28 protein-coding genes are annotated in these 26,362 nt (G+C 73.3%); 9 read left to right on the top strand and 19 right to left on the bottom strand.

Annotated features, from left to right (window positions below; all coding sequences use genetic code 11):
- Nucleotides 1-394: 394 nt before the first annotated feature.
- The gene (locus tag ACF08F_RS03325; RefSeq protein ID WP_392296779.1) at nt 395-991 is read left to right on the top strand and encodes an SCO3374 family protein; all 597 of its coding nucleotides are present in this window, start codon (nt 395-397) and stop codon (nt 989-991) included.
- On the opposite strand, the gene ACF08F_RS03320 is transcribed toward ACF08F_RS03325, so the two are convergent.
- The 10 genes from ACF08F_RS03320 to ACF08F_RS03275 form a co-directional block, all read right to left on the bottom strand.
- The gene (locus ACF08F_RS03320) at nt 970-1,302 is read right to left on the bottom strand and encodes an Lsr2 family protein (protein WP_017240029.1); all 333 of its coding nucleotides are present in this window, start codon (nt 1,300-1,302) and stop codon (nt 970-972) included. The two genes, ACF08F_RS03325 and ACF08F_RS03320, sit on opposite strands and share 22 nt — an antisense overlap.
- A gap of 156 nt (nt 1,303-1,458) precedes the next feature.
- Nucleotides 1,459-2,004 (bottom strand): amino-acid N-acetyltransferase, encoded by a 546-nt coding sequence (locus tag ACF08F_RS03315; protein WP_392296778.1) that lies wholly within the window; start codon nt 2,002-2,004, stop codon nt 1,459-1,461.
- A gap of 9 nt (nt 2,005-2,013) precedes the next feature.
- Nucleotides 2,014-2,448 (bottom strand): BlaI/MecI/CopY family transcriptional regulator, encoded by a 435-nt coding sequence (locus tag ACF08F_RS03310; RefSeq protein ID WP_392296777.1) that lies wholly within the window; start codon nt 2,446-2,448, stop codon nt 2,014-2,016.
- A gap of 168 nt (nt 2,449-2,616) precedes the next feature.
- Entirely contained in the window at nt 2,617-2,796 is a 180-nt protein-coding gene (locus ACF08F_RS03305; RefSeq protein WP_150268996.1) for a hypothetical protein, read from the bottom strand.
- Between the two features lie 14 nt (nt 2,797-2,810).
- Nucleotides 2,811-3,401: a hypothetical protein gene (locus ACF08F_RS03300; protein WP_392296776.1), complete on the bottom strand. Its 591-nt coding sequence runs from the start codon at nt 3,399-3,401 to the stop codon at nt 2,811-2,813.
- A 112-nt stretch (nt 3,402-3,513) separates the two neighbouring features.
- On the bottom strand, nt 3,514-4,320 hold the full coding sequence (locus ACF08F_RS03295) for a type III pantothenate kinase (protein ID WP_392296775.1): 807 nt from the start codon (nt 4,318-4,320) through the stop codon (nt 3,514-3,516).
- On the bottom strand, nt 4,320-5,354 hold the full coding sequence (gene nadC, locus ACF08F_RS03290; protein WP_392296774.1) for a carboxylating nicotinate-nucleotide diphosphorylase: 1,035 nt from the start codon (nt 5,352-5,354) through the stop codon (nt 4,320-4,322). Before nadC ends, ACF08F_RS03295 begins: the two co-directional genes overlap by 1 nt.
- Complete coding sequence (locus ACF08F_RS03285) at nt 5,351-7,048, bottom strand: L-aspartate oxidase (protein ID WP_392296773.1); 1,698 nt, start codon at nt 7,046-7,048, stop codon at nt 5,351-5,353. The genes nadC and ACF08F_RS03285 overlap by 4 nt, the downstream gene beginning before the upstream one ends.
- The gene (gene panC, locus ACF08F_RS03280; protein WP_392296772.1) at nt 7,045-8,115 is read right to left on the bottom strand and encodes a pantoate--beta-alanine ligase; all 1,071 of its coding nucleotides are present in this window, start codon (nt 8,113-8,115) and stop codon (nt 7,045-7,047) included. The genes ACF08F_RS03285 and panC overlap by 4 nt, the downstream gene beginning before the upstream one ends.
- Nucleotides 8,112-9,071 carry a Rossmann-like and DUF2520 domain-containing protein gene (locus ACF08F_RS03275; RefSeq protein ID WP_392296771.1) on the bottom strand — a complete coding sequence of 320 codons (960 nt, stop codon included), beginning with the start codon at nt 9,069-9,071 and terminating at the stop codon, nt 8,112-8,114. The genes panC and ACF08F_RS03275 overlap by 4 nt, the downstream gene beginning before the upstream one ends.
- 126 nt (nt 9,072-9,197) lie before the next feature.
- On the opposite strand from ACF08F_RS03275, the gene ACF08F_RS03270 reads away from it, so the two are divergent.
- Nucleotides 9,198-10,376 carry a threonine aldolase family protein gene (locus ACF08F_RS03270; protein WP_392296770.1) on the top strand — a complete coding sequence of 393 codons (1,179 nt, stop codon included), beginning with the start codon at nt 9,198-9,200 and terminating at the stop codon, nt 10,374-10,376.
- A 48-nt stretch (nt 10,377-10,424) separates the two neighbouring features.
- Here ACF08F_RS03270 and ACF08F_RS03265 read toward each other — a convergent pair whose 3' ends face one another.
- Nucleotides 10,425-10,667, bottom strand: a complete 243-nt coding sequence (locus tag ACF08F_RS03265) for a hypothetical protein (RefSeq protein WP_392296769.1) — start codon at nt 10,665-10,667, stop codon at nt 10,425-10,427.
- Nucleotides 10,668-10,773: 106 nt separating this feature from the next.
- On the opposite strand from ACF08F_RS03265, the gene ACF08F_RS03260 reads away from it, so the two are divergent.
- A complete protein-coding gene (locus ACF08F_RS03260) occupies nt 10,774-11,856 on the top strand; it encodes a DUF5937 family protein (protein ID WP_392296809.1) in 1,083 nt (360 codons plus the stop codon).
- Between the two features lie 46 nt (nt 11,857-11,902).
- On the opposite strand, the gene ACF08F_RS03255 is transcribed toward ACF08F_RS03260, so the two are convergent.
- Together ACF08F_RS03255 and ACF08F_RS03250 are read right to left on the bottom strand one after the other, a co-directional pair.
- Nucleotides 11,903-12,583, bottom strand: coding sequence for a response regulator (locus ACF08F_RS03255; RefSeq protein ID WP_392296768.1), 681 nt, complete (start codon nt 12,581-12,583; stop codon nt 11,903-11,905).
- Between the two features lie 17 nt (nt 12,584-12,600).
- Nucleotides 12,601-13,803 carry a sensor histidine kinase gene (locus ACF08F_RS03250; RefSeq protein WP_392296767.1) on the bottom strand — a complete coding sequence of 401 codons (1,203 nt, stop codon included), beginning with the start codon at nt 13,801-13,803 and terminating at the stop codon, nt 12,601-12,603.
- A gap of 97 nt (nt 13,804-13,900) precedes the next feature.
- Between ACF08F_RS03250 and ACF08F_RS03245 the strand changes: the two genes are divergently transcribed.
- Nucleotides 13,901-14,956 (top strand): SAM-dependent methyltransferase, encoded by a 1,056-nt coding sequence (locus tag ACF08F_RS03245; protein WP_392296766.1) that lies wholly within the window; start codon nt 13,901-13,903, stop codon nt 14,954-14,956.
- Between the two features lie 40 nt (nt 14,957-14,996).
- Entirely contained in the window at nt 14,997-16,139 is a 1,143-nt protein-coding gene (locus ACF08F_RS03240; protein ID WP_392296765.1) for an NADH-quinone oxidoreductase subunit D, read from the top strand.
- A 43-nt stretch (nt 16,140-16,182) separates the two neighbouring features.
- Here the strand turns inward: ACF08F_RS03240 and ACF08F_RS03235 are convergent, their stop codons facing one another.
- The 5 genes from ACF08F_RS03235 to ACF08F_RS03215 form a co-directional block, all read right to left on the bottom strand.
- The gene (locus tag ACF08F_RS03235; protein WP_392296764.1) at nt 16,183-16,686 is read right to left on the bottom strand and encodes a GNAT family N-acetyltransferase; all 504 of its coding nucleotides are present in this window, start codon (nt 16,684-16,686) and stop codon (nt 16,183-16,185) included.
- Nucleotides 16,683-17,921 (bottom strand): hypothetical protein, encoded by a 1,239-nt coding sequence (locus tag ACF08F_RS03230; RefSeq protein ID WP_392296763.1) that lies wholly within the window; start codon nt 17,919-17,921, stop codon nt 16,683-16,685. The genes ACF08F_RS03235 and ACF08F_RS03230 overlap by 4 nt, the downstream gene beginning before the upstream one ends.
- A 130-nt stretch (nt 17,922-18,051) precedes the next feature.
- Nucleotides 18,052-19,047 (bottom strand): ABC transporter substrate-binding protein, encoded by a 996-nt coding sequence (locus tag ACF08F_RS03225; RefSeq protein WP_392296762.1) that lies wholly within the window; start codon nt 19,045-19,047, stop codon nt 18,052-18,054.
- 25 nt (nt 19,048-19,072) lie between these two features.
- Nucleotides 19,073-19,762 carry an ABC transporter permease gene (locus ACF08F_RS03220; RefSeq protein WP_392296761.1) on the bottom strand — a complete coding sequence of 230 codons (690 nt, stop codon included), beginning with the start codon at nt 19,760-19,762 and terminating at the stop codon, nt 19,073-19,075.
- Between the two features lies 1 nt (nt 19,763).
- Nucleotides 19,764-20,450: an ABC transporter permease gene (locus ACF08F_RS03215; protein ID WP_382700927.1), complete on the bottom strand. Its 687-nt coding sequence runs from the start codon at nt 20,448-20,450 to the stop codon at nt 19,764-19,766.
- A gap of 145 nt (nt 20,451-20,595) precedes the next feature.
- On the opposite strand from ACF08F_RS03215, the gene ACF08F_RS03210 reads away from it, so the two are divergent.
- A complete protein-coding gene (locus ACF08F_RS03210; RefSeq protein WP_392296760.1) occupies nt 20,596-21,573 on the top strand; it encodes an ABC transporter ATP-binding protein in 978 nt (325 codons plus the stop codon).
- Between the two features lie 120 nt (nt 21,574-21,693).
- On the opposite strand, the gene ACF08F_RS03205 is transcribed toward ACF08F_RS03210, so the two are convergent.
- Nucleotides 21,694-22,806, bottom strand: a complete 1,113-nt coding sequence (locus ACF08F_RS03205) for an alpha/beta hydrolase (protein WP_392296759.1) — start codon at nt 22,804-22,806, stop codon at nt 21,694-21,696.
- Between the two features lie 165 nt (nt 22,807-22,971).
- On the opposite strand from ACF08F_RS03205, the gene ACF08F_RS03200 reads away from it, so the two are divergent.
- Genes ACF08F_RS03200 through ACF08F_RS03190 form a run of 3 tightly spaced genes read left to right on the top strand, consistent with a single transcriptional unit; the run spans nt 22,972 to nt 26,250 of the window.
- The gene (locus ACF08F_RS03200; RefSeq protein ID WP_392296758.1) at nt 22,972-24,849 is read left to right on the top strand and encodes a phosphatidylglycerol lysyltransferase domain-containing protein; all 1,878 of its coding nucleotides are present in this window, start codon (nt 22,972-22,974) and stop codon (nt 24,847-24,849) included.
- A gap of 37 nt (nt 24,850-24,886) precedes the next feature.
- Nucleotides 24,887-25,747: a dihydropteroate synthase gene (gene folP / locus ACF08F_RS03195; protein ID WP_392296757.1), complete on the top strand. Its 861-nt coding sequence runs from the start codon at nt 24,887-24,889 to the stop codon at nt 25,745-25,747.
- The gene (locus tag ACF08F_RS03190) at nt 25,744-26,250 is read left to right on the top strand and encodes a nuclear transport factor 2 family protein (protein WP_392296756.1); all 507 of its coding nucleotides are present in this window, start codon (nt 25,744-25,746) and stop codon (nt 26,248-26,250) included. Before folP ends, ACF08F_RS03190 begins: the two co-directional genes overlap by 4 nt.
- The last annotated feature ends 112 nt before the right edge of the window (nt 26,251-26,362 follow it).

The following is a 26,362-nucleotide window of genomic DNA, read 5'->3' as shown; positions in this document are numbered from 1 at the left end:
CGACATCCGTCCGGATCACCCCTCTTCCGCGGGGAGACCTGCCGCCGAACAACCGACAAATGCTCCAACCCGATGGTGCGAGACGATGTTCCCGCAGGCCAAGTAGTTACCCGCGCCTTGAGTACGCCGATGGCGAACGTGAGACGCCGAAGCCCGCGAGTCGCCCCTCTCCACTAGGAATGTCTTACCCGTAAGGACTGACACTCCATGCGGCACACCCTGGTTCCCTCCGCTACCAGCGAACAACCTTGCGCTGCCGAATGCGCCCGTACGCCTCATCACGGACACCTTGCGCGTCCGGAAGGGAACCGTCCGTCACGCCGGGCGGACCGGACGTGCGTCCCGGGCGTGCCGCGGGCGTAACCAAGAGGGGTGCGTGGGAGTTGCGCCGGGCATGGCCTTCACCGTCCCGTGTCCCCGCTCGCCGCTCGACAGCGACCGCGGTCTGGCGCGGTGGTACGAGCACGAGCTCGGCTGGGCCGCGGTGCCCGGCCCCCCGGTGCAGCTGGTCACGGGGCTGCGCTTCGACGTCCTGGAGCTGCCCGCCACGGCCGGTCGGGGCGTCCTGCGCCGGATGGGCGCGGGGACGGGTCCGGTGGCCCTGATGGGGCGCCGGATGCGGCTGCTCGTGGCCGCGGGGAGCGCCGAGGAGCTCCCGGGGCTGCTCGACTGGCTCGAATGGGGCGGGATCTCGCTGGATCTCGCGATCCTGGGCACCGACGGCCGGATGACCGCGCCCCTTCCCCCGGGGCGGGGCGGTTCCGGCACGCCGGGTGCCGCGGTCTGGCTGCGGGCGCCCGTACCGGGGCGCGAGGTCGAGACCTCGCTGCCGGCCTTGCGGTCCGCACCCTGGGGCGGTGCGGAAGCCCCGTGCCTGGTGCGTCTCGTGGCGGCCGCCGCGGCGGAGTGCCACCGGGTGCGGCTGCTGAGCGCCCGGACCGGCGGCCCGGCGCCTCAGCAGCTGCCGCCTCAGCGGTTCGCGTCCTCGTAGGCGGCCTTGACGGTCGCGGGCACACGGCCGCGGTCGTTCACGTCGTAGCCGTTCTCCTTGGCCCAGGCGCGGATCTTCGCCGTGTCGGGGCTGCCGGCCGCGACACGGCCCTTGCCGCGCCCGCCGGTGGTGCGGCCACCGGTACGACGGCCGCCCGCGGTGTACGGCTCGAGCAGGCCGCGGAGCTTTTCCGCGTTGGCGGTGGTGAGGTCGATCTCGTAGGTCTTGCCGTCCAGCGCGAACGTCACCGTCTCGTCCGCCTCGACGCCGTCGAGGTCGTCGACAAGAAGGACCTGAACCTTCTGTGCCACCGGATTTCCTTTCATCGAAAATGCAGTACGCGGAAAGGAAACCGCTTTTCCCGGAAAAACACAAACCCCTGGGAGAGGTTCAGAACCCCGACGGTGCGGGAAACGTGCGCGATTCGGACATAGGGATCCTGTTCGGGATCGACGCGGGGTTCCGGGTCACAGGTGCAGAAGCATGCGGCTGTTGCCCAAGGTGTTCGGCTTCACTCGTTCGAGACCGAGGAACTCGGCGACACCCTCGTCATAGGAACGGAGGAGCTCGCTGTAGACATCTCCGTCGACCGGGGTCTCACCGATCTCGACGAAGCCGTGCTTCGCGAAGAAGTCGACTTCGAAGGTCAGGCAGAATACCCGCCGCACCCCGAGCCATCGGGCGGTGTGCAACAACTTGTCCAGCACCTGATGACCGACGCCGGCGCCCTTGAACTCGGGATCGACGGCAAGTGTGCGGACTTCCGCGAGGTCTTCCCACATGACGTGCAGAGCACCGCAACCGACGACTGTGGCGTCCTCGTCACGTTCCGCGACCCAGAACTCCTGGATGGACTCGTAAAGGGTCACGGTCGCCTTGTCGAGAAGGATGCCGCGCCGGACGAAAGGATCGACGAGTCGGCGGACCGCGGCCACATCACTGGTGCGGGCCCGGCGTACGGTGACGGCTTTGGCGGAGGCCGCTGAAGCGGCCGGAGAAGCAGACGGCGACATGGGGGGACGCTATCGCTCCCCGGCCTCGGATCCCTCGGCCCCCTTGCCGGTCGCGGCCTCTTCGGGCGGGGCGGGGAGCGGGTTGTCGCGCTGGACGATACGGATGGCGTCGTTCAGCGCCTCGCGCTGGTCCGGCGACATCATCCCGAAGAAGGCGACGAGGGCGGCCGCGGGGTTGTCGCTCTGCGCCCAGGCCTCGTTCATCAGTGCGGCCGAGTAAGCGGCGCGGGTGGAGACCGCCGTATATCGATAGGCGCGACCGTCGACTTCCCGGCGCACCCAGCCCTTCTGATGGAGATTGTCCATGACGGTCATGACGGTGGTGTAGGCGATGGACCGTTCCTGCTGGAGGTCTTCCAGAACTTCCCGGACGGTCACCGGACGGTTCCATTGCCAGACGCGCGTCATGACGGCGTCCTCAAGCTCTCCCAATGGACGGGGCACAGTGCCACCATAGTTCGCAAAGGGTTGATAAGCGGCTATTTGCATGGGGAAACACAACAAAAAGGACGCGCGACCTGGGAAGGTCGCACGTCCCGGTGATGCGGGGCGCCGGCGGCGGGGCCTTTGGTGCGGCGGGGGCCTTCGGCGGGGTGCCGTTCGGCGCGGGCCTCAGGAAGAGGGAGTGCCGTCCGCCTGGCGGGTGGACTCGGCGCGGGCGAGGGCGGCGTCCACGACCGCGTCCTCCTTGGCCTTGTTCGGGCCGCCCTGGCTCTTGACGATCACGACGACGAGGGCGGTGAAGAACGCGGCCATCACGACGGGGGGCAGGAGCGCGGATACGTAGTCCATGCCGTCCAGAGTAGCTATCCGGCGGCCCGCTCCTCGGGCGGGGGCGGGGGTACGGGGCGTCGGCGTGGCGGGAAGACCTCGGAGGGCTTGGGCACCGGCCGGTCGCCGGGCGCGGGGCCGGACGGCGGGTTCGGCTTCGGCTCGTCGCCCGCCGCGCGTCCGCCCGGGAGGGCGAGCAGGCGCGTCCGGGGGGCGAGGGCCGCGGCGGGGGCCGGGGAGCCCGTCGCCTGGGAGACCCGGGCGAGGCGGGTGCGTACGGAGCGCTCGGCGAGGATCTGGCAGTGGGCGAGCAGCTCGGCGGCGGCGGGGTTGGCGCGCAGGGCCCGCAGGGCGGCGAGGTCGTCGACCCCGGGGTCGTACCCGGCGGTCAGGGCGTCCCGCAGGAGGCCCAGATAGCCGGTGACCGAGCCGGGGAGGGCCCCCCGGTAGCGGGCCAGGTCGTCGAGGAGGAAGGCGCGCAGCCGGCCGGCCTCGCGTACCGCCTCGTCCACGGATTCGGCCAGGCGCAGGCAGTCCTGGACGTCCTCGTCCTGGAGGGGGGCAGGGTGGAGGGCGATGGCAAGGGCACCTCGGAGCACACGCAGCTCGTCCGCGCTGAATGCCATGCCGCCGCGAGATCCGTATGGCGTGGGCATGGGCCGACGATACGCGCTAATCGGACAATTTTCTCTTAGCGATCATTCCGGCGCGCCGGAATGATCGCTACCGCGCGGGCGGTCACATCCTGGAGACGTTCCGCTCGTACACCAGCCGCAGGCCGATCAGGGTCAGCCAGGGCTCGTGCTCGTCGATCTCCGCGGACTCGCCGAGGACCATCGGGGCGAGACCGCCCGTGGCGATGACGGTGACGTCGGACGGGTCGCCGTTCGGGCCGACCAGCTCGCGCTTCATCCGGGCGACGACGCCGTCGACCTGGCCCGCGTAGCCGAAGATGATGCCCGACTGCATCGCCTCGACCGTGTTCTTGCCGATCACGTTCCGCGGGCGGGCCAGCTCGATCTTGCGGAGCATGGCGCCCTTCACGCCCAACGCCTCGACCGAGATCTCGATGCCCGGCGCGATCGCCCCGCCCGCGTACTCGCCGCGCGCGGTGACCGCGTCGTACGTCGTCGCCGTCCCGAAGTCGACGACGATCGCCGGACCGCCGTACAGCTCGACCGCCGCGGCCGCGTTGATGACGCGGTCCGCGCCGACCTCCTTGGGGTTGTCGGTGATGACCGGGACGCCCGTCTTGACGCCCGGCTCCACCAGGACCGCCGGCACGTCCCCGTAGTACCGGCGGGTCACCTCGCGCAGCTCGTGCAGCACCGAGGGGACCGTCGCGCAGATGGCGATCCCCTCGATGCCGTCGCTCAGTTCGACGCCGAGCAGCGGGTGCATGCCCATGAGGCCCTGGAGCAGGACCGCCCACTCGTCGGCGGTCCTGCGCGGGTCCGTGGAGATGCGCCAGTGCTCCACGACCTCCTCGCCGTCGAAGAGGCCGAGGACGGTCTGGGTGTTGCCGACGTCGATGGTGAGCAGCATCAGACGGCCGCCTCGCGCAGGTCGAGGCCGATGTCGAGGATCGGGGAGGAGTGGGTGAGCCCGCCGACCGCCAGGTAGTCGACGCCCGTCGCCGCGTACGCCGCCGCGTTCTCCAGCGTCAGCCGGCCCGAGGACTCCAGGACCGCGCGGCCCGCGACGATCGCGACGGCCTCCTCGGTCTCGATCGGGGTGAAGTTGTCCAGCAGGATCAGATCGGCGCCCGCGTCCAGGACCTCGCGGACCTGGTGCATCGTGTCGACCTCGACCTCGATCGGCACCTCGGGGAACAGTTCCCGCACGGCCTTGAAGGCCTGCGCCACGCCGCCGGCCGCCACCACGTGGTTGTCCTTCACGAGGGCGGCGTCGGAGAGCGACATGCGGTGGTTGACGCCGCCGCCGCAGCGCACCGCGTACTTCTCCAGGGCGCGCAGGCCCGGGGTCGTCTTGCGGGTGTCGCGGACCTTGGCCCGCGTGCCCTCCAGGGCGTCCGCCCACGCGCGCGTGGCGGTGGCGATACCGGAGAGGCGACAGAGGATGTTGAGCGCGCTGCGCTCGCCGGTGAGCAGGTCGCGGGTGCGGGCGGTGACGCTGAGGAGCTTCTGCCCGGCCTCGACGCGCTCGCCGTCCTCGACGTGCCGCTCGACCTCGAACTCGTCCGTGCAGACGATCGACAGGACGGCCTCGGCGACCCGCAGACCGGCGACGACACCGGCCTCGCGGGCGGTGAAGTCGGCGGTGGCGACGGCCTCCTCGGGGACGGTCGCCACGGTCGTCACGTCCACACCGCCGTCGAGGTCCTCGGCGATCGCGAGGTGGGCGATGTCCTCGACCTGTACGGGGTCCAGGCCGGCGGCCGCGAGCAGCTCGGCGAGCGCGGGGTCGAGCCCGCACTCGAACTCCTCGGCGCCGCCGCAGCCGCAGCCGTCGCCACAGCCGCCGGCCTCGGCGTCCGCGGTGGGGGCGGCGCTGATCTGGATCAGAGGGACGTCCACGGGCTCGGGACGGCTCTCCTCGGGCGTGCTGGGCGTGGTCACTTGCGGCTCCCTGGGGCGTCGGCGGTCGGGGGGAAGTCAGCGGTGTCGGTGGTGCGGACGTCCAGGGTCCGCTCCGGGGTGAGGCGGACGACGAGGTGCCGCCGCCAGGCCGTGTCGTCCCGGTCGGGGTGGTCCTCGCGCCAGTGGCAGCCGCGGGTCTCCTCGCGGCGGCGGGCGGCGGCGACCAGGACGCGGGCGACGCACAGCAGGTTGGTGGTCTCCCAGGACTCGACGCCGGGCTCGGCCGACTTCGCGTCGTCGCCGCCGCCCGCCAGGGCGTCGCTGTGCAGGGCGTCGAGGGCCTCGGCGGCCTCCCGCAGGCTGCTCTCGGAGCGGAGCACGCCCGCGCCGGCCGTCATGACCCGCTGGATACGGGTACGGGCTCCGGCGACCGGCAGCGGCAGGGTCACCGGGGCCGGGTGCGGCACGGCGGCGCCGGGCACGCGCGGCGCCGCGGCCGTGATCTCCTCGACGATCCGCTCCGCGAAGACCAGGCCCTCCAGGAGCGAGTTCGACGCGAGCCGGTTGGCGCCGTGGACGCCCGTGCAGGCGACCTCTCCGCACGCGTACAGGCCCGGGACCGTGGTCCGGCCGCGCAGGTCCGTGCGGATGCCGCCGGAGGCGTAGTGCGCGGCGGGGGCGACCGGGACGGGCTCGGTCACCGGGTCGATGCCGTGCAGCCGGCAGGCGGCCAGGATCGTGGGGAAGCGCTCCGCCCACATCTCGGCGCCGAAGTGGCGGGCGTCGAGGTACATGTGCTCGGTGCCCTGCTCCTGCATCCGCCGCATGATCGCCTTGGCGACGATGTCGCGGGGCGCGAGCTCGGCCAGCTCGTGCTGCCCGACCATGAAGCGGACCCCGTCGGCGTCGACCAGGTGGGCGCCCTCGCCCCGGACCGCCTCGGAGACCAGTGGCTGCTGGCCCTCGGAGTCGGCGCCCAGGAAGAGCACCGTCGGGTGGAACTGGACGAACTCCAGGTCGGAGACCTCGGCCCCGGCGCGCAGCGCGAGCGCGACGCCGTCGCCGGTGGAGACCGCCGGGTTGGTGGTGGCGGAGAAGACCTGGCCCATGCCTCCGGTGGCGAGGACCACGGCGGGGGCGTGGACGGCTCCGACGCCGTCGTGCTGGCCCTCGCCCATGACGTGCAGGGTCACGCCCGCCGTCCGGCCCTCGGCGTCCGTCAGGAGGTCCAGGACGAGCGCGTGCTCGATGGTGCGGACGCCCCGGTCCCGTATCGCCTCGACCAGGGCGCGGGAGATCTCGGCGCCGGTCGCGTCGCCGCCGGCGTGCGCGATCCGGCGGCGGTGGTGGCCGCCCTCGCGGGTCAGCGCGATCTCGCCGTCGGCGGTCTTGTCGAAGTCGGCGCCGGTCGCGATGAGCCGGCGCACGGCCTCGGGGCCTTCCGTGACGAGCAGCCGTACGGCCTCCTCGTCGCAGAGCCCGGCACCGGCGACGAGGGTGTCGTCGAGGTGCTGCTCGGGGGTGTCGCCCTCGCCGAGCGCGGCGGCGATGCCGCCCTGGGCCCAGCGGGTGGAGCCGTCGTCGAGCAGGGCCTTGGTGACGACGACGGTACGGAGCCCGGCGGCCGTGCAGCGCAGGGCGGCGGTGAGGCCCGCGACGCCCGAGCCGACCACGACGACGTCGGCGTCGATGGCCCAGCCCGGCGCGGGCGCGTGCAGCCGTATTCCGGTCACTTGGTGGCTCCGAAGGTCAGGGGGATGTTGTCGATGAGCCGCGTGGTCCCCACGCGCGCGGCGACGGCGAGGATCGCGTCCCCGTCGTGGTCGTCGGCGACCTCGGTGAAGTCGGCCGGGTCGACGAGGGCCAGGTAGTCGAGGGTGAGCGGCGGCTCGGCCCTCGTCGCGCCGTCGAGCACGGTCCGGGCCGCGGCGCGGACGGCCTCGGCGCCGCCGTGCTCGGCCGCCCGCGCGACCGCGTGGGCGTCGGCGGCGGCCCGGGCCTCGCCGAGCCGCGAGAGCGCCTCGGCGCGGTTCTCGGCCCGGCCCTGGGCGCCGGGCAGGGAGGTGGCACGCGCGCGCAGCGCCTCCTGGGCGGCGAGCCGGTCACGGGCGGCGAACAGCGCGCCGGACAGCGCGAGGGCCGTACGTCGCTCCCCGGCCGACAGGTAGCGGTTGCGGCTGGAGAGGGCGAGGCCGTCGGTCTCGCGGACGGTCTCCACGCCGACGATCTCGACCGGGAAGTTCAGGTCGCGCGCCATGCGGCGGATGAGCGCCAGCTGCTGGGCGTCCTTCTGGCCGAAGAAGGCCAGGTCGGGCGAGGTCAGGTGGAGGAGCTTGGCGACGACCGTCAGCATGCCGTCGAAGTGGCCGGGCCGGGAGGCGCCTTCGAGGCGCTCGCCCATGGGGCCGGCGGTGATCCGGACCTGCGGCTCGCCGCCCGGGTAGACCTCGTCGGCGGAGGGCGCGAAGACGACGCTCGCACCGGCCTCGAAGGCCAGCTCCAGGTCGGCTTCGAGGGTGCGGGGGTAGCGGTCGAGGTCCTCGCCCGCGCCGAACTGGAGCGGGTTGACGAAGACGGTGACGACGACGAAGCCCTCGGCGCCGACGCGCGCGCGGGCGGCGCGGATCAGCGTGGCGTGGCCGTCGTGGAGGGCGCCCATGGTCATGACGACGGCGTTGCGGCCGGGGGCGCCGTGGTGCACGCGGGCGTACTCCAGGTCCTCGACCGTGGGGACGAGCTCGGTGGGCTCGTAGCGGGCGGACCGGCCGCTCTCGGCGCTCTTCCGGGCGAACAGGGTCATCGGTCGTCTCCTCGCGGCCCCTCGGCTGCGGTGGTGCTGTCGGCGGCGAGCACGCCCAGCAGGTCCTCGGCCAGCTCGGGCTTGAGCAGGCCGTGCGCGAGCGCCCGGTCGGCGGTCGTGCGGGCCATCGCCAGGTAGCCGGCGACGGTGCCGGGCGCGTGCTTGCGCAGCTCGGCGACGTGTGCGGCGACCGTACCGGCGTCACCGCGCGCGACGGGTCCGGTCAGGGCCGCGTCCCCGGACCGCAGGGCGTTGTCCAGGGCGGCGCCGAGGAGCGGGCCCAGCATGCGGTCGGGCGCGCCGACGCCGGCCTTGCGGAGCAGCTCCATCGACTGGGCCACCAGGGTGACCAGGTGGTTCGCGCCGAGGGCCAGGGCCGCGTGGTAGAGCGGGCGGGCGTCCTCGGCGATCCACTCGGGCTCGCCGCCCATCTCGATGACCAGGGCCTCGGCCGCGAGCCGCAGCTCCTCGGGCGCGGTCACCCCGAAGGAGCAGCCGGCCAGCCGCTGGACGTCCACCGCGGTGCCGGTGAAGGTCATGGCGGGGTGCAGGGCGAGCGGAAGGGCGCCGGCCCGGCGGGCGGGGTCGAGGACCCGTACGCCGTACCGCCCGGAGGTGTGGACGAGCAGCTGTCCCGGCCGTACGGCTCCGGTGTCGGCGAGGCCCTCGACGAGACCCGGCAGCGCGTCGTCCGGGACCGTCAGGAGCACCAGGTCCGCGAGCGCGAGGACGCGGGCGGGCTCGACGACCGGGACGTCCGGCAGGAGCTCGGCGGCACGACGCCGGGAGCGGTCGGAGACCGCCGAGACGGCGACGGGGCGGTGGCCCGCGAGCTGGAGCGAGGCGGCCAGGGCGGGGCCCACTCGGCCCGCGCCGACCACTCCGACGGTGAGCCGGGCCGGGCGGTCCTCGGGGCGGGGCTCCGGTCGTGGCTCTGGCGCTGCTGGTGCGTTCACGATGGGTACGGCCTTCCGTTCCAGTCCTCGGGGGGTACCGGACGATTTCTGGTCATGCTACGCCAGCGTTTCGTGCTGCTCCCGTGGCTGTCCACAGGGTGTGGGCAGCGGTGTGATGATCACCCCATGGACGTGAACACCGATGTGGACGCCGCCGAACCCGCGGACGAGCAGGCACTCCGGCTGTACCGGGCGAAGCTCTGGGCCGGCGCCGAGCGGAGACTGTGGCACAGCTCCGCCGAGGGGACGGTCGGGCAGCTGCTGCGCGAGCTCGTCGACTGGGCGGAGGCCGAGGGCCACGGCGACGCTCCCGTCGACATGTACGGCAGCGGACTGGTGGAGGAGGTCGAGCGGCGCGTGGCCGAGGAGCTCGGCCTGCCCGCCGCCGTGTTCTTCCCGACCGGCACGATGGCCCAGCAGGTCGCGCTGCGCTGCTGGGCCGGACGCACCGGCAGCCCGGTCGTCGCCCTCCACCCGCTCGCCCACCCCGAGGTCCACGAGGGCGGGGCCCCCGCGGCCGTCTCCGGGCTCCGCACGGTCCACCTGACCGACGCGCCCCGGCTGCCGACGGCCGAGGAGGTGCGCGACCACCCGGAGCCCTTCGGGACGCTGATGCTGGAGCTGCCGCTGCGCGACGCCGGCTTCGTCCTGCCGTCCTGGGACGAGCTGACGGAGGTGGTCGAGGCGGCCCGCGAGCGGGACGCGGTCGTCCACTTCGACGGGGCGCGCCTGTGGGAGTGCACGACGCTTTTCGGCCGCGGGCTGCGGGAGATCGCGGAGCTCGCCGACAGCGTGTACGTGTCGTTCTACAAGTCCCTCGGCGGGCTGTCCGGGGCCGCGCTCGCGGGTCCCGAGGACGTCATGGAGGAGGCGCGGGTCTGGCGGCACCGGTACGGCGGGCTGGTCGCCCAGCAGTACCCGGCGGCGCTCTCCGCGCTCCGCGGCCTCGCCGTCGAGCTGCCGCTGCTGCCCTCGTACGTGCGCCACGCGCGCGTGGTGGCCGAGGCGCTGCGGGAGGAGTTCGCGGCGGCGGGCGTGGGCTGGTTCCGGGTCCACCCGGAGGTCCCGCACACCCATCAGTTCCAGGTGTGGCTCCCGTACGACCCCGACGTCCTGTCGGCCGCCGCCGCCGAGCAGACCGAGGCCACCGGAACCGCGCTCTTCCGCCGCTGGTTCGGCCCGGGCGCGGGCGGCCCGCCGGGGGTCGCCGTGACGGAGCTGACCGTGACGCGGCCCGGCCTCTCATGGACGGCGGCGGACGTACGGGCGGCGGCACGGGACTTCCTGTCCCGGATCGCGGCCTGACCGTCCCGGGTCGGGGCCCGACCGTCGCGGACCCGCCCCCCCGCCCCGTCAGCAGGAGCGGGGGCGCGGCCGGCGTCGCAGGGCCGTACGAAGGGCCGTACGAAGGGCCGTGCGCAGGGCCGTGCGCAGGGCCCCGCGCGCCGGGCGGCCCGCGACCACCCGCTCGAAGCGGCGACGGTCGCGGACCGCCCGCAGGACGGCGACGTCGTGGGTGCCGGGTGCCGGCGGCACCGGTTCGCCGAGCCGGGCGGCGCGGTACGTGTCGAAGAGGTACTGGTGCAGCGCGTTCATGCCTTCACCGTGCGCCGCGCCCCGGCGGTCCGGCGCGCGGATTGACGGTCCTCGTCAAACGGGGCGGCACCACCCCCGCCACACCCCGCACCATGGGGGCGTGAGCGTGACGATCGACATCACCGGACTGCCGCAGGAGCTCATCCTCTTCTGCCCCTCGCCCCTGGCCGAGCTGGGCGCCGCCCTGCACGCCCTCTCCGAGCCCGCGCACCACCCGCGGCTGCACGCCTGGACGACCACGACCGCCGCCGCGCTCCGGCCCGAGCTGGCCGACCGGCTCCACGAGGCCGACTTCATGTGGAACTCCACGCGCGCGGACATCCTGCTGCCGGCGCGGCCCCGGGACACCCTCGCCGAGGAGCTGGACGACCTCGACCTCCTGGACGACGAGACGTTCGTGGGCGCGGCCCTGGAGATCTCCTGCAACAGCAAGTACAAGAACGGCGCGCCCTCGCCGCTCGTCGACGAGCGGATGCGCCGCCGCGCCCTCGACCTGGCCGCCGCGCGCGGGCCCCGGCAGGCGGCCTTCGTGGAGCGGATGCTCGCCGACCCGCCCGGCACGCGCGCGTGGATCCGGCGGCTCCTGGAGGACTGCGACGAGGCGTTCTTCGCCGACACGTGGCGCCGGGTCGGCGTGCAGCTCGCCGCCGACGCCCGCCACAAGACGGAGCTGATGCGCCGCAAGGGCCTCGCCGAGGCCGTCTCCGCCGCCTCGTCGGCGATGACCCTGGAGGAGGACGAGCGGGGTTCCCGGATCGTCGTCGACAAGCTGGTCCAGGGGCGCACGAGCGCCGAGGGCTCGGGCGTGACGTTCCTGCCGACCGCCTTCGGCTGGCCGCACCTCTTCGCTCCGTACGCACCCGGCTGGCACCCGGTGGTCCAGTACCCCGTGCCTGCCCGCGACCTCGGCGGCGCCGCCGGGACCGAGGAGGTCAAACTGCGCCTGGAGGCCATCGCCCACCCCATGCGGATGCGGCTCTGCCGCAGCCTGGCCCGCAGCTCCAGCACGACGAGCGAGCTGGCCGACGCGTACAACATCACCGCCCCGGAGGTCTCCCGGCACCTCGCCGTCATGAAGAAGGCCGGGCTGATCACCACCCAGCGCCGCGGCCGGTACGTCCTCCACCAGCTCGACGTGTCCGTCGTCGCCCGGCTCGGCAGCGACTTCCTGGAGAGCGTGCTGCGCTAGGAGGTGTCCCCGCCCGATCCGCCGGGCCGGCCCCGACGGGACCCGCTCAGGCCGCCCCGCCGCCCGCGCGGACCAGGCCCGACTCGTACGCGAGGACCACGACCTGGACCCGGTCGCGCAGCCCCAGCTTGGTCAGGATGCGGCCCACGTGGGTCTTGACCGTCGCCTCCGAGAGGACGAGCCGGGCCGCGATCTCGCCGTTCGACAAGCCCTGCGCGACCAGCATCATCACCTCGCGCTCCCGGTCCGTGAGCCGCCCGAGCGCGCTGTCGACGGCCCGCGTCTCCGTGCCCGTCGACGGCAGCATCGGCGAGAAGCGGTCGAGGAGCCGACGGGTCGTCGAGGGCGCCACCACCGCGTCGCCGCTGTGCACCGAACGGATCGCGCCCAGCAGCTCCGCCGGCGGCACGTCCTTCAGCATGAAGCCGCTCGCGCCCGCCTTCAGCCCCGAGAACGCGTACTCGTCGAGGTCGAAGGTGGTCAGGATCAGCACCTTCGGCGCGCCCGGCTGCGAGCAGATCCGCCGGGTCGTCTCCACCCCGTCCAGCTTCGGCATGCGCACGTCCATCAGAACGACGTCGACCGCCGTGGAGCGCAGCACCTCAAGGGCCTCGACCCCGTCGCCCGCCTCCGCCACGACGTCCATGTCCGGCTGGGCGGCGAGCACCATGCGGAATCCGGTACGCAGCAGCACCTGGTCGTCGACGAGCATCACGCGGATGGACATGTCAGGAAGATCCTCTTCTAGTGAGCGGGCTTGAGAGGGAGCAGGGCGCTGATCCGGAAACCACCGCCGGGGCGCGGCCCCGCGTCCAGCGTGCCGCCGACCATGCCGACCCGCTCGCGCATCCCGATCAGACCATGGCCGCGCCCGTCGGCGCCGCCGTCCTCGTACATCTCCTGCGGCGCGCCGCGGCCGTCGTCCTCGACGAGCAGCCCGAGGCCGTCGTCGAAGTAGACGAGGCGGACGCTGGCGCCGACGTCGGGACCGCCGTGCTTGCGTGTGTTCGTGAGCGCCTCCTGCACGATCCGGTACGCGGTGAGCTCGACGCCGCTGGGCAGCGGGCGCGGGCTCCCCTCGATCGCGAAGTCGACGGTGAGGCCGGCGCCCCGGACCTGCTCGACGAGGTCCTCGATCTGCCGCACGTCGGGCTGGGGCACGTACTCGCCGGCCTCCTGGTGCTCGCCGGTGCGCAGGATGCCGAGCAGACGGCGCATCTCGGCGAGGGCCTGCCGGCCCGTGGTGGAGATGGTCTCCAGGGCCTGCTTGGCGGTCTCGGGGGACGAGTCCATGACGTAGGCGGCGCCGTCGGCCTGGACGACCATCACCGACACGTTGTGCGCGACGACGTCGTGCAGCTCGCGGGCGATCCGGGCCCGCTCGGCGGCGACCGCGACCTTCGCCTGGGCCTCGCGCTCCTGCTCCAGGCGGAAGGCACGCTCCTCCAGCTGCGCGAAGTAGGCGCGGCGGGTGCGGAGCGAGTCGCCGAGGACCCAGGCGAGCGCGAACGGCACGGTCATGATGACGGTGAAGAAGATCGTGGCCGCGACGGACTCGATGCCGTCCATGGGCCATCTCAGCGCCGAGAGCGTGGCCGCGCTCAGTCCGCCGGCGAGGGCCAGGCGGGAGGCCCAGCGGGGTCCGTCGTGCGCCGCGACCGTGTAGACGATCACGAGCATGGCGAAGTCGGCGATGAACGGTTCCAGGCCGAGGGCGAGCTGGACGAGGCCGAGGGCGACCGTCAGCAGCAGCATCTTCTCCGGGGCGCGCCGGCGCAGGGCCACGGCCAGGGAGAGGAGCACGGCGACGCCCCCGAAAGCGAGGGGGTGGCCGACCGTCACGGAGGCCGTCCCCACCCACAGCAGGGAGATCCCGAGGAGGACGACGGCCCAGAAGGTGTCGACGCCCGTCGGGTGTCTGCGGATGAAGTCGTAGAGGCGCTGCACGTCACCCAGAGTAGGGAAGTCGGATAGGTGCAGGGATCAACCGTTGGGCCGATCCTTGACGAGGGGCCCGTACTCCCCGAGGTGGAGACTGGGGCCCGTGACGGATGACGTGACGGGTGAGACGTGTCAGTGGCAGGGGTGGCGCGAGGCCACGGAGCGGGCGCTGTACGGCCCGGGAGGCTTCTATCTGCGGCCCGAGGGGCCCGCGGGGCACTTCCGTACGTCGGTGCACGCCTCCGCGCTCTTCGCGGGGGCCGTGGCCCGGCTGCTCGGCGAGGTCGCGGAGGAGCTGGGGACGGCCGAGGTCGATCTCGTGGACGTGGGCGCGGGCCGGGGTGAGCTGCTGACGGCGGTGCTGGCGGCGACCGCGGCGACGGACCTGAGGGTCCGGGCGTACGCGGTGGAGCGCGCCGCCCGGCCGGCGGGGCTCGACGGGCGGATCGTCTGGACCGACCGGCTGCCGGAGCCGGGGAGCGTCCGCGGGCTCCTCTTCGCGAACGAGTGGCTCGACAACGTGCCGGTGGACGTGGCCGAGGCCGACGCGGCGGGCGTCGCCCGGTACGTGGAGGTCCGCGCCGACGGTACGGAGCGGCTGGGCGCGCCCGTCGCGGGCCCGGACGCGGAGTGGCTGGCCCGCTGGTGGCCGCTGTGGGAGCCCGGTGCGCGGGCCGAGATCGGGCGGCCCCGGGACGAGGCGTGGGCGGCGGCGGTGGGCTCGCTCGCGGCGGGGCGCGCGGTGGCCGTCGACTACGGGCACGTACGGGACTCCCGGCCGCCCTTCGGCACCCTGACCGGCTTCCGGGCGGGCCGCGAGGTGCCGCCGGTGCCGGACGGCGGCTGCGACGTGACGGCCCACGTGGCCGTGGACGCGTGCGCGGCGGCGGGGGGCGCGGGTGGCGGCACCGATGCGCGGGGCGCGGGTGGCGGCACGCAGACGGGCGCCGCCGGCGGCGTCGAGCTGCTTTCGCAGCGGGACGCGCTGCACCGGCTCGGGGTGTCCGGGGGGCGGCCGCCGCTCTCCATGGCCTCGGCCGATCCCGCCGGTTACCTCCGCGCGCTCTCCTCCGCCGGTGAGGCGGCCGAGCTGACCGCCCGCGGCGGACTGGGCGATTTCCACTGGCTGGTCCAGCGGGTGCGGTCCGCCGCCGGGTGACCCGTGGGCCGGGGACGCGGGGCAGGGGATACTGTCCCGCATGACGGAGACGACGGTCGGAATCGGCGGCGCGGCGGAGAGCACCGACATGGTGCTGAACATCGGCCCGCAGCATCCCTCGACCCATGGCGTGCTCCGCCTGCGGCTCGTGCTCGACGGCGAGGTCGTCCAGAAGGCCGAGCCGGTGATCGGCTACATGCACCGCGGGGCCGAGAAGCTCTTCGAGGCGCGCGACTACCGGCAGATCATCATGCTGGCCAACCGTCACGACTGGCTGTCCGCCTTCTCCAACGAGCTCGGCGTCGTCATGGCCGTCGAGCGGATGCTGGGCATGGAGGTCCCCGAGCGCGCGGTGTGGACCCGTACGCTCCTCGCCGAGCTGAACCGGGTCCTCAACCACCTCATGTTCCTCGGCTCGTACCCCCTCGAACTGGGCGGGATCACCCCCGTCTTCCACGCCTTCCGGGAGCGCGAGGAGCTCCAGGCCGTGATGGAGGAGGTCTCCGGCGGCCGGATGCACTACATGTTCAACCGGGTCGGCGGTCTCAAGGAGGACCTGCCCGCCGGCTGGACGGGCCGGGCGCGGCAGGCCGTCGCGGACGTCCGCTCGCGGATGGACGTGTACGACCGGCTGGTCCTCGGCAACGAGATCTTCCGGGGCCGTACGCGCGGGGTCGGCGTCCTGTCGCAGGCCGCGGTCCACGCGTACGGGGTGTCGGGGCCGATCGCCCGCGCCTCGGGCGTCGACTTCGACCTGCGCCGCGACGAGCCGTACCTCGCCTACGGGGAGCTCCAGGACACGCTGCGGGTCGCCGTGCGCGAGGAGGGCGACTGCCTGGCGCGCTTCGAGTGCCTGCTCGACCAGACGCACAACGCCCTGGACCTGGCGGACGCCTGCCTGGACCGGATCGCCGAGCTGCCGCGGGGGCCGATCAACCAGCGGCTGCCGAAGGTCCTGAAGGCGCCGGAGGGGCACACGTACGCCTGGACCGAGAACCCGCTCGGCGTCAACGGCTACTACCTGGTCTCCAAGGGCGAGAAGACGCCGTACCGGCTGAAGCTCCGCTCGGCGTCCTTCAACAACATCCAGGCGCTGGTCGAGCTGCTGCCGGGGACGCTGGTCGCCGACATGGTCGCGATCCTGGGCTCGCTGTTCTTCGTCGTCGGCGACATCGACAAGTAGGCCGGCCCCGCCTGCCTGCCAGGTCAGGTCAGGTCAGGTCAGGTCAGGTTCGGCGCATCACGACGTAGTCGCGCTCTTCCTTGCCGGGGCGCAGGCGGTCCACGACCTGCCAGCCCCAGCGCGTGTACCGGTCCGTCAGCTCCGGTACGTCCAGGGTCATGAGCAGCGCCGGTCCGGGTGACCCGGCCGCGAGGAGCCGGTCGTGGAGGGCGCGGCCGATGCCCCTGCCCTGGCTGCCGGGCGCGACGACCAGCTCGACGAGTTCGAACGTGGGCCCGTCACCGGACAGGGCGGTGTCGGTCCAGCCGGCCGTGAAGCCGAGCAGGGCGTCCTCGCCGCCGTCCGCGGCCTCCGCGTCGTACGCGCCCACTGCCCGGAAGTCGGGCTTCCGCGCGGCGTTGCCGAGCAGCCGGTCCACCGTCCGTACGGCGCCGAGCGGGGGCTCGTGCCAGGGCGGCCCGCCGAAGGCCTGGGCGCACAGGGCGATCAGTTCGTCGCGGCGGCGGACCGCCTCGGCCGCCGCCAGCGGGGCGAGGCGGTACGTCACGAGTTGACGGCGCCGCGCAGTTCGGCCACGTCGAGCTGCTCGGTCTCGTCGTGCGCGGTCAGGTCGATGACCTCGCCGATCACCCGGGGCGCCGTCGGTGCCGGCGGCGCGAGGGGGGCGAGCGGGACGAGGAACGGCGTCTCGGCGGCCAGGGCCTCTCCGAGGACCTCCTCGCCGACGACGTCGGCGAGGTCGGTGTTCTGCACGGCCTCGATGGCCGCCGCCACCTTCTGCGTACCGAAGAAGTCGAATCCGCCCTCGGGGCGCGGGGTCTGCCGGCGGGCCGGGACGATCGCCGCGGCCACCTGGACGGCGGGCACGCGCGCGATCCCGGTGGGCGGGACGGGCCTGGGCGCGGTGGCGGGGGTCTCGGCGGTCTGCACGGCCTCGTCGGCCTTCACCGCATCGGCGGCGTTCCCGGTCTCGGGGCCGCCCGTCTCGGAGGCCGTCGCGGGGTTCGTCGCCGGGTCCGTCGTCGAGGGCGCGGCGGGCAGGGCCGCCGGTTCGGGGGCGGGCCCGAGGGCCGGAGCGGCCGTACGGCTGTGCTGCTCGGTCCCGGCGGCCGCCGCGTGCTTCCCCCGCGGCTCCTCCGTCTCGTCGGCCCGCTCGGCGAGGTCCCGCGCGCGGGCCGCCTCGGCGGTGCGCCGGGCCTGCTGGGCCGCGGCGTTGCGCGGGAGGTCCTTGAGGGCCTGCGCGGCGCGGCGGTACGCCTCCGGGGTGGGCGTGGAACCGGCGGCGGGCAGGGCCTTCGCCTCCGCGTCGGCCGCCTCGGCGGTGGTGGTCGCCTCCAGGGCGAGGACGCGGCGGCCCTCCAGGGCGCTGGCGCGCTCGGTCTCCGCGGTGGCGTACCGGCGGAGGAGGTCGGCGTGCTCGCCGCGCAGCGCGGCGAGTTCGACGCGCTTGGCGCGGAGCTTGGCGTCGAGCCGGGTCCGCAGGCCGCGGGCCTCCTCCAGGTCGGACTCCAGCTCGGCGACCCGCTCCTCGGACTTCCACTGGTCGGCGGTGCGGGCGCGGTCCAGCTCGGCGACGCGGGCGCCGGCGCTCCGGTCCCAACTGCGCATGAGGACGGCACCGGTGACGGCGGCGGCCGCGGCGGCGACCGCGAGCAGGCGCACGACCAGGAGGTCTCCGGGCAGCCAGACGACCGCGGCGCACACGACCGCGGCGCCTGCGACCGCGGAGGGCGGCAGCAGCTTGTGCAGAGGCGGGGAATGGCGGTGGCGTCCACGTGGCATGGCCTGAAATTTACCGTGCGTAGGCGTCATGTGGGGTGTCGGCCCGGCAATCTCTTGGCCACTTCTCGCCAGAAGAAGTGGTGCCGAAGCCTTCCGGTTCCGTTTCGGGCCGACTCCCCCCGCCCGGGACCTACTTGTTGAGCAGCCCCTTCGCCGTCAGATAGTCCTTGGCGACGTCTTCCGGCTTCGCCCGCTCGGCATCCACCTTGCGGTTGAGTTCGGCGAGATCCGCTGTCGTCAGAACCTTGGTGATCTTGTCGAGAGCGGCCGCTATCTCGGGTGCGCCGGCGTCCTTGGCGTTGACCACGGGCAGGACGTTGTCCGCGTTCTGCAGCTTCTTGTCGTCCTCCAGGAAGACGAGCCCGAAGCTGTCGATCGTGGCGTCCGTGGTGGTCGTCAGGACCAGCTGGTCCACCCCGTCCTTGACGGCCTGCTTGGCCTGCGGGGTCCCGACCCCCTTGGGGTCGATGCCGGCCACGTCGATCCCGTACGTCTTCTTCAGACCGGGCGCGCAGAACGGCCGCACCGCGCATTCGTCACCGGCCGCGATCTTCACCTTGATCTTCGCGCGGCCCAGATCGGAAAGGGTCGTCAGCTTGTTCTTCTCGGCGAATTCCTTGGTCACCGCGAAGGCGTTCTGATCGACCGCCCCGCCGACCGCGAGCACCTTCAGCCCGCGCGGTTCGGCGAGCTTCCGCAGCGCCTCGACCGTCGCGTCCGCGTCACCGGAAGCGACCGGCTTGTCCTCGGGCGCCTTCGGGCCGTTCACCTTCGCGTTGAGGAATTCCGCGATCGTCGCCGCGTATTCCGGTACGACGTCGATCTCGCCGCTCTCCAGGGAGGGCTCGTACAGCTCGCGGTTCTTCACGGTGGTGACCGATACGGAGTATCCGGCGGCCCGCAGCGACTGGGCGTACAGCTCGGCCAGCACCTTCGACTCGGTGAAGGCCGCGGCGCCCACGACCAGCGAGCCCTTCTCCGCGGACGCGCCGCCGGAGCCGCCGGAGTCCTTCTTCCTGCCCGCCTCCAGGCTGTCACCGCCGCACGCGGCGAGCGCGACGGCCAGCGCCGTCGTCCCCAGCACCGCACCCGCGATACGCGAGACCCTGTTCACAAGACCACCCATCTCCGTCGTCGACTTCAGAAGTTCGTCAGGTCGTTCGACCGTCGAGGTGCCGGCCGCCCGTACCCCGGCGCAGGAGCCGGTCCGCTCCCGCGAGCACCGCTTCCACCAGGAGGGCGAGCAGGGCCACGAGGACGGCGCCCGCGACCACCTGCGCCGTGTCGTAGAGGGCGAAGCCGGCCGTGATGATCCGGCCCAGGCCGCCCTGGCCGACCATCGCCGCGACCGTCGCCGTGGCGATGACCTGCACCGCCGCCGAGCGCACCCCGGTCATCACCACCGGCCGTGCCAGCGGAAGTTCGACGCGCAGGAAGACCTGCCCACCGGTCATCCCCATGCCCCGCGCCGCCCGCACCGCGGCCCGGTCCACCTCACGCACCCCCACGTACGCGTTGGTGAGGAGCGGCGGTATCGCGAACAGCACGAGGGCGACGACCGTCGGCACGTACCCGGCGTTCCGCAGGGGCGAGACCATGAACAGCGCGAGGACCGCGAAGACGGGGACCGCGCGGCCGACGTTGGACACGTTCACCGCGAGCGCCCCGCCCCGGCCGAGATGGCCGAGCCACAGCCCGAGCGGCAGCGCGAGGGCCGCGGCGATCAGCAGGGCCGCCCCGCTCACGTACACGTGCTCGGCGAGCCGCTGCCCGATGCCCTCCTCGCCGGTCCAGTGCGCCCCGGTGGTGAGCCAGGCCCAGGCGCCCGTCACGATCTCCATCTCACGCACCCCCCGGCGCGGTCCGTATCCGGGCCCACGGCGTGAGGAGCCGCTGGAGCCCCAGGAGCAGCAGGTCGGCGGTGACGGCGAGCAGTACGCACAGCACGGAGGCGGCGAGCACCTGCGCCTTGAAGAAGGTCGGCAGCGCGTCCTCGATGAGGTTGCCGAGCCCGCCGCGGCCGACGACCGAACCGACCGTCGTCAGCGCGATCGTGGAGACCGTGGCCATCCGTATCCCGGCCATCAGCACCGGCAGCGCCAGCGGGAGTTCGACCTGCCAGAGCAGCCGCCACGAGCCGTACCCCATGCCCCGGGCGGCCTCGCGGGTCTCGGCCGGGACGGCGTCGAGCCCGGCCAGGGTGTTCCGCACGAGGATCGTCAGCGCGTACAGCACGAGGCCGGTCACGACGAGCGCGGCGGAGAGCCCGAAGACGGGCAGGAGCAGCGAGAACATCGCGAGCGAAGGCACCGTGTAGAGCAGGGTCGTCAGCCCGAGGACCGGGCCCGCGAACCTGGGCCGCGCCCGCACGAGCAGCGCCAGCGGCACCGCGACGAGGAGCGCGAGGAGCACGGACACGACCGTGATTCCCACATGCTGGAGGGTCGCGTCCGTCAGCTCCTCGCTGCGCGTGCGCAGGTACTCCCCGCATATCCAGTCGTTGGTGACCAGACAGTTCGGCGTGCTCATCCGCCCCTCCCCCCGGGTCGTCCGCTCGCTCCGAACGTATGTCTGACGACCCTAACCCCCGGCACCGACAATCACCGGGATCCGCCACAATGCGGCAACACGCCCTTCACACACCCCCGGTGGCCAGGGGCCAGAATGGGGAACCATGATCCGGTTCGAGCACGTGACCAAGCGGTACGCGGACGGCACCACGGCCGTCGACGACCTCTCCTTCGAGGTGGCCGAGGGCGAACTCGTCACCCTGGTCGGGCCGTCCGGCTGCGGCAAGACGACCACGATGATGATGGTGAACCGGCTCGTCGAACCGACCTCCGGCCGCGTTCTCGTCGACGGCCGCGACATCGCCGGGGTCGACCCGGTCGCCCTGCGCCGCAAGATCGGCTACGTCATCCAGCAGGTCGGACTCTTCCCGCACCGCACGGTCCTCGACAACACCGCGACCGTCCCCGCCCTGCTGGGCTGGAAGAAGGCCGCCGCACGCGCGCGTGCCGCCGAACTCCTCGACCTCGTGGGCCTCGACCCGGCCACGTACGGCCCCCGCTACCCCGCGCAGCTCTCCGGCGGACAGCGCCAGCGCGTCGGCGTCGCCCGCGCGCTCGCCGCCGACCCGCCCGTCCTCCTCATGGACGAGCCCTTCGGCGCCGTCGACCCCGTCGTCCGCGAGCGCCTCCAGAACGAGTTCCTCGCGCTCCAGGCCACCGTCCGCAAGACCGTCCTCCTCGTCACCCACGACATCGAGGAGGCCGTCCGGATGGGCGACCGCATGGCCGTCTACGGGCAGGGCCGCATCGAGCAGTTCGACACCCCGGCCACCGTGCTCGGCTCCCCCGCCACCCCGTACGTCGCGGACTTCGTCGGCAGCGACCGCGGGCTCAAGCGGCTGGCCGTCACGCCCGTCACCGAGGCCGACCTCGCCCCCGTCCCCGAAGGGACGCCGGCCGACGAGGACGGCGCCCCCGCCCCCGTTCCCCTCGGATCCTCCCTCAAGGACGCCCTCGCCCTGCTCCTCCAGCACGACGCCGGCCGCCTCACGGTGACCGACGCCGCCGGCCGCCCCGTCGGCGTCCTCACCCCGGAGGGAGTCCACCGCGCCCTCCGCAGGGCCACGGCGGACCGGCCGTGAGAGGCGCCGGCGGCGGGCCGGACGCCGGAAGCGGGCCGGACGCCGGAAGCGGGCCGGGCGTCGGCGGCGACACCGGTCCGAACACCGGCGGCCACGTCGGCCCGAATGCCGGCACCGGCGTCAGGTCGCGCTGAGCCGCCCGGCCATCCAGACCATCCCCGGCGGGATCTCCCGGTTCCACGTGTTGAAGTTGTGGCCGCCGCTCTCCAGCGTGATCGACGAGACCCGCGCCGGGCTCCTCACCTTCTTGATGAAGTCGAGCGTCCCCTTCAGGTTGCCCTCGCCCTGCTTCGACGTCGTCACCAGGAACGAGGACTTCCCCTGCGGCAGGTGGTCCAGGCTCCACAGCAGGTTCCCCCGCTTGCGCAGCTTGTCGTCGCCGTGGAAGAGGTCGCCCGTCGTCACGTCCTCGGCCGCCTTGTAGTACGCCGAGAACCCCGCCCCGGCCGCGTACCGGTCCGGGTGGTGCAGCGCGATCTTCAGCGCGCAGTACCCACCGGTCGAGTTCCCCATGAAGCCCCAGTTCCGGGCCTTCGTCCCCACCCGATACGTCTCCGAGACCGCCTTCGGCAGGTCCTCGGCGAAGAAGGTCTCCGTCTGCGGGCCGCCCGGGATGTCCACGCACTCGGTGTCCCGCGGCGGCGCCACCGTCGGACGGAGCATCACAAGGATCATCGGCTGCATCTTCCCGGCCTTCGCCTGGGTGTACGCCGTCCTCGGGTACTTCAGCCCTTTGATCAGGTTCTCCGCCGTGCCCGGGTAGCCGGTGAGCACCACCGAGGCCGGGAACGTGCTCTTCGCGTACTTCTTCTGGAAGTACTCCGGCGGCAGGTAGACGTAGGCCGGCGAGGTGATGCCCGACCGGTCGCCCGCTATGACGACCTTCTGTATCTGTCCGCCGACCTCGGGCCGCGAGCCGCCCGGCACGTTCAGCCCCTTCGTCTCCACCACCCGCACGTCCTTCGCGGCGGCCGAGTGGTCGACGACCACACCCATGTCCTGCTGCTGCCCGAACAGGTCGGCCCAGGAGCCGTAGAAGAGGAAGGAACGGTTCGCCGCGAGACCCACCGCCGCGAACAGTGCCACCTGGGTCACGAGCAACAGCCCCACCCGCCCCAGGACCGCACGCCAACCGCGCCGCGCGAGCCGCGGCCAGAGCCAGACCGTGACGAGGAACAACGCCACGGCCAGCACGACGGCCAGCACGAGGACTTTGTTGCTGATGAGCCCCATGAGACGACCGAGCCTTCTTTCCAAGAATTTCCTGTGAACCGATGAACCCGGCTCCACGCGACTCCGTCCTAGAGAGCGCACCAGCCGGTACGGCCCGCCGAACGCGCCGCAGGGCCCGGCCGGAGTCAGAGACCCCTTGCAGGACCACGGGAAGTACGGGAAGCCATGTCTGTCACGGTAGATGGGGACAAATCGCGATTGGTTCCGGTTCGGGTACGCCGGATTCTGCGCGGCCCCCGCCCCGAGAAGGTCCCCGCCCTCGTCGGCACCGCCTGCACCCTCGGCGGCCTCATCGACATCGCCGCCGGAGTCTTCCCCCGCTTCCGCGCCAGCCGCATGCACGCGGTCGCCGAAGTCCTCCCCGGCACCCTCGGCCACCTCTCCGCCGCCCTGTCGCTCAGCGCCGGCGTCCTCCTCCTGCTCCTCGCCCACGGCCTCAAGCGCCACAAGCGACGGGCCTGGCGCGCCGCCGTCGTACTCCTCCCCGTCGGCGCCTCCGCCCAGTTCGTCTGGCGCCACTCCGTCATCGGCACCCTCTTCTCCCTCGCGCTCCTCGCGCTCCTGCTGCGCCACCGCGCCGAGTTCGCCGCCCTCCCCGACCCGCGCAGCCGCTGGCGGGCACTCGCCAACTTCGTCGTCATGGGCGCCGGATCCATCGCCCTCGGCCTCGTCATCGTCAGCGCCCACCCCCGCCGGATCGTCGGCGACCCCAGCCTCACCGACCGCCTCGAACACGTCCTGTACGGGCTCCTCGGCGTCGAAGGCCCCGTCGCCTACACCGGCGGCGTCGACTGGACCGTCGGCTACTCCCTCGGCGCCCTCGGCATGCTCACCGCCCTCACCACCATCTACTTCGCCTTCCGCCCCGAGCACCCCGCCGCCCGCCTCACCGACGACGACGAGACCCGGCTGCGGACCCTGCTCGACCAGCACGGCGGCCGCGACTCCCTCGGCCACTTCGCCCTCCGCCACGACAAGGGCGTCGTCTTCTCCCCCAGCGGCAAGGCCGCCGTCTGCTACCGCGTCGTCTCCGGCGTGATGCTCGCCAGCGGCGACCCCATCGGCGACGTCGAGGCCTGGCCCGGCGCCATCGAACGCTTCATGGACGAGGCCAAGGCCCACTCCTGGACCCCCGCCGTCATGGGCTGCTCCGAGACGGGCGGCCAGGTCTGGACCCGCGAGACCGGCCTCGACGCCCTCGAACTCGGCGACGAGGCCATCGTCGACGTCGCCGACTTCTCCCTCTCCGGCCGGGCCATGCGCAACGTCCGCCAGATGGTCAAGCGCATCGAACGCAACGGCTACACCACCCAGGTCCGCCGCGTCCGCGACCTCGACGACGAGGAGCTGGAAAGGGTCCGCCGCGCCGCCGCCGACTGGCGCGGCACCGACACCGAGCGCGGCTTCTCCATGGCCCTCGGCCGCATCGGCGCCCCCGGCGACGGAGACGCCGTCATAGCGACCGCCCACAAGGACGACCCCGAGGACCCGGACCGTCCCGGATCCCCCTACGGGGACCTGAAGGCGATCATCCACTTCGTGCCCTGGGGCCCCGACGGCATGTCGCTGGAACTCATGCGCCGCGACCGCTCCGCCGACCCCGGCATGAACGAACTCCTCATCGTCGCCGCCCTCCAGGCCTCCCCCGCCCTCGGCATCGAGCGGGTCTCCCTCAACTTCGCGATGTTCCGCTCCGCCCTCGCGCGCGGCGAGAAGATCGGCGCCGGACCCGTCCTGCGCGTCTGGCGCGGACTCCTCGTCTTCCTCTCCCGCTGGTTCCAGATCGAGTCGCTCTACAAGTTCAACGCCAAGTTCCGGCCCCGCTGGGAACCCCGCTTCGTCGTCTACCGCAAGAGCCGCGACCTGCCCCGCATCGGCCTCGCCGCGATGCGCGCCGAGGGCTTCGTCACCGTCTCCCTGCCCCGCCTCTTCCCGCACCGCCGCCCCGCCCGCACCCCGCGCCCCTGCGCCCACATCGTGCCCGCGCTCACCCCGGCACCCGCCTCCGCGCCCTCCGCCGAACGCGAGGTCCAGGCCGCCTGACCCCACCCCCGCAGCCCATGGGCCCTAGGCTGGAGACATGAGGAAGACGATCGACCGGGGCACTGCCCAGGGGCTGCCGGAGTGGGACCGCTGCGCGGTCATGGGCGTGGTCAACGTGACCCCCGACTCCTTCTCCGACGGCGGCCGCTGGTTCGACACCACGGCCGCCGTCAAACACGGCCTCGACCTCGTCGCCCAGGGCGCCGACCTCGTCGACGTCGGCGGCGAGTCCACCCGGCCCGGCGCCAGCCGCGTCGACGAGGAGGAAGAACTCCGCCGCGTCGTCCCCGTCGTCCGCGGACTCGCCGCCGAAGGCGTCACCGTCTCCGTCGACACCATGCGCGCCGCCGTCGCCGCCCGCGCCGTCGAGGCCGGAGCCGTCCTCGTCAACGACGTCAGCGGCGGACTCGCCGACCCCGGCATGGTCCCCGCCGTCGCCGCCGCCGAGGTCCCCTTCGTCGTCATGCACTGGCGCGGCTTCAGCCAGGGCATGAACGACCTCGCCGTGTACGACGACGTCGTCTCCGAGGTCGTCACCGAGCTCCGCACCCGCCTGGACGCCGTCGTCGCCGGCGGCATCGCCCCCGAGCGCATCGTCGTCGACCCCGGCCTCGGCTTCGCCAAGCTCGCCCCCCACGACCTGGCCCTCGTCGCCCACCTCCCCGAGCTCCGCGCCCTCGGCCGGCCCCTCCTCGTCGCCGCCTCCCGCAAGCGCTTCCTCGGCCACGTCCTCACCCGCGACGGCGCCACCCCGCCCCCCGCCCGCGAGCGGGACGCCGCCACCGCCGCCGTCTCCGCCATCGCCGCCCACGAGGGCGCCTGGGCGGTCCGCGTCCACGAGGTCAGGGCCACCGCCGACGCCGTGCGCGTCGCCCGGGCCGTCGAGGGAGCCGCGTGAGCCGGCCCGACGACAGGGGAGCCACGGGCCGCGCCGACGACGAGGCGGCCGTCGAAGCCGCCAACACGGCCTTCTACGAGGCGATGGAGACCGGCGACTTCGAAGCCGTCTCCGCCCTCTGGCTCGACGACGGGGCCACCCCCATCAGCTGCGTCCACCCCGGCTGGCCCGTCCTCACCGGCCGTGGCGAGGTGCTCCGCTCGTACGCCCTGATCATGGCCAACACGGAGTACATCCAGTTCTTCCTCACCGACCTCAGGATCTCCCTGTCCGGCGGGACCGCCGTCGTCACCTGCACCGAGAACATCCTCAGCGGCGCACCGGCCGAGGACGGGGCCGAGCTCGGCCCCCTCGTCGGACAGCTCGTCGTCGCGACCAACGTGTTCCGCGACACACCCGACGGCTGGAGGATCTGGTCCCACCACGCCTCTCCCGTCCTTACGGAGACCGAGGACACGGACACCGAAGGCCCCGGCGTGAACGGCACGGAATCCCCGGCCTGAGCCACCCTCGGCCCCCCGAAGGCAAGCGCTGTCGGTCCTCGCGGGTAGATTCGAAGTGGACACCCGGCCGTCCGCACCCGGCTGCGTGGCCACCCGAACTACGACAGCAGGA

It is taken from the genome of Streptomyces sp. NPDC015130 (genome assembly GCF_043080005.1).
Taxonomy (GTDB): domain Bacteria; phylum Actinomycetota; class Actinomycetes; order Streptomycetales; family Streptomycetaceae; genus Streptomyces.
Note: the sequence above shows the minus strand (reverse complement) of the source record. Positions and strands in the feature narration are given on the sequence as shown.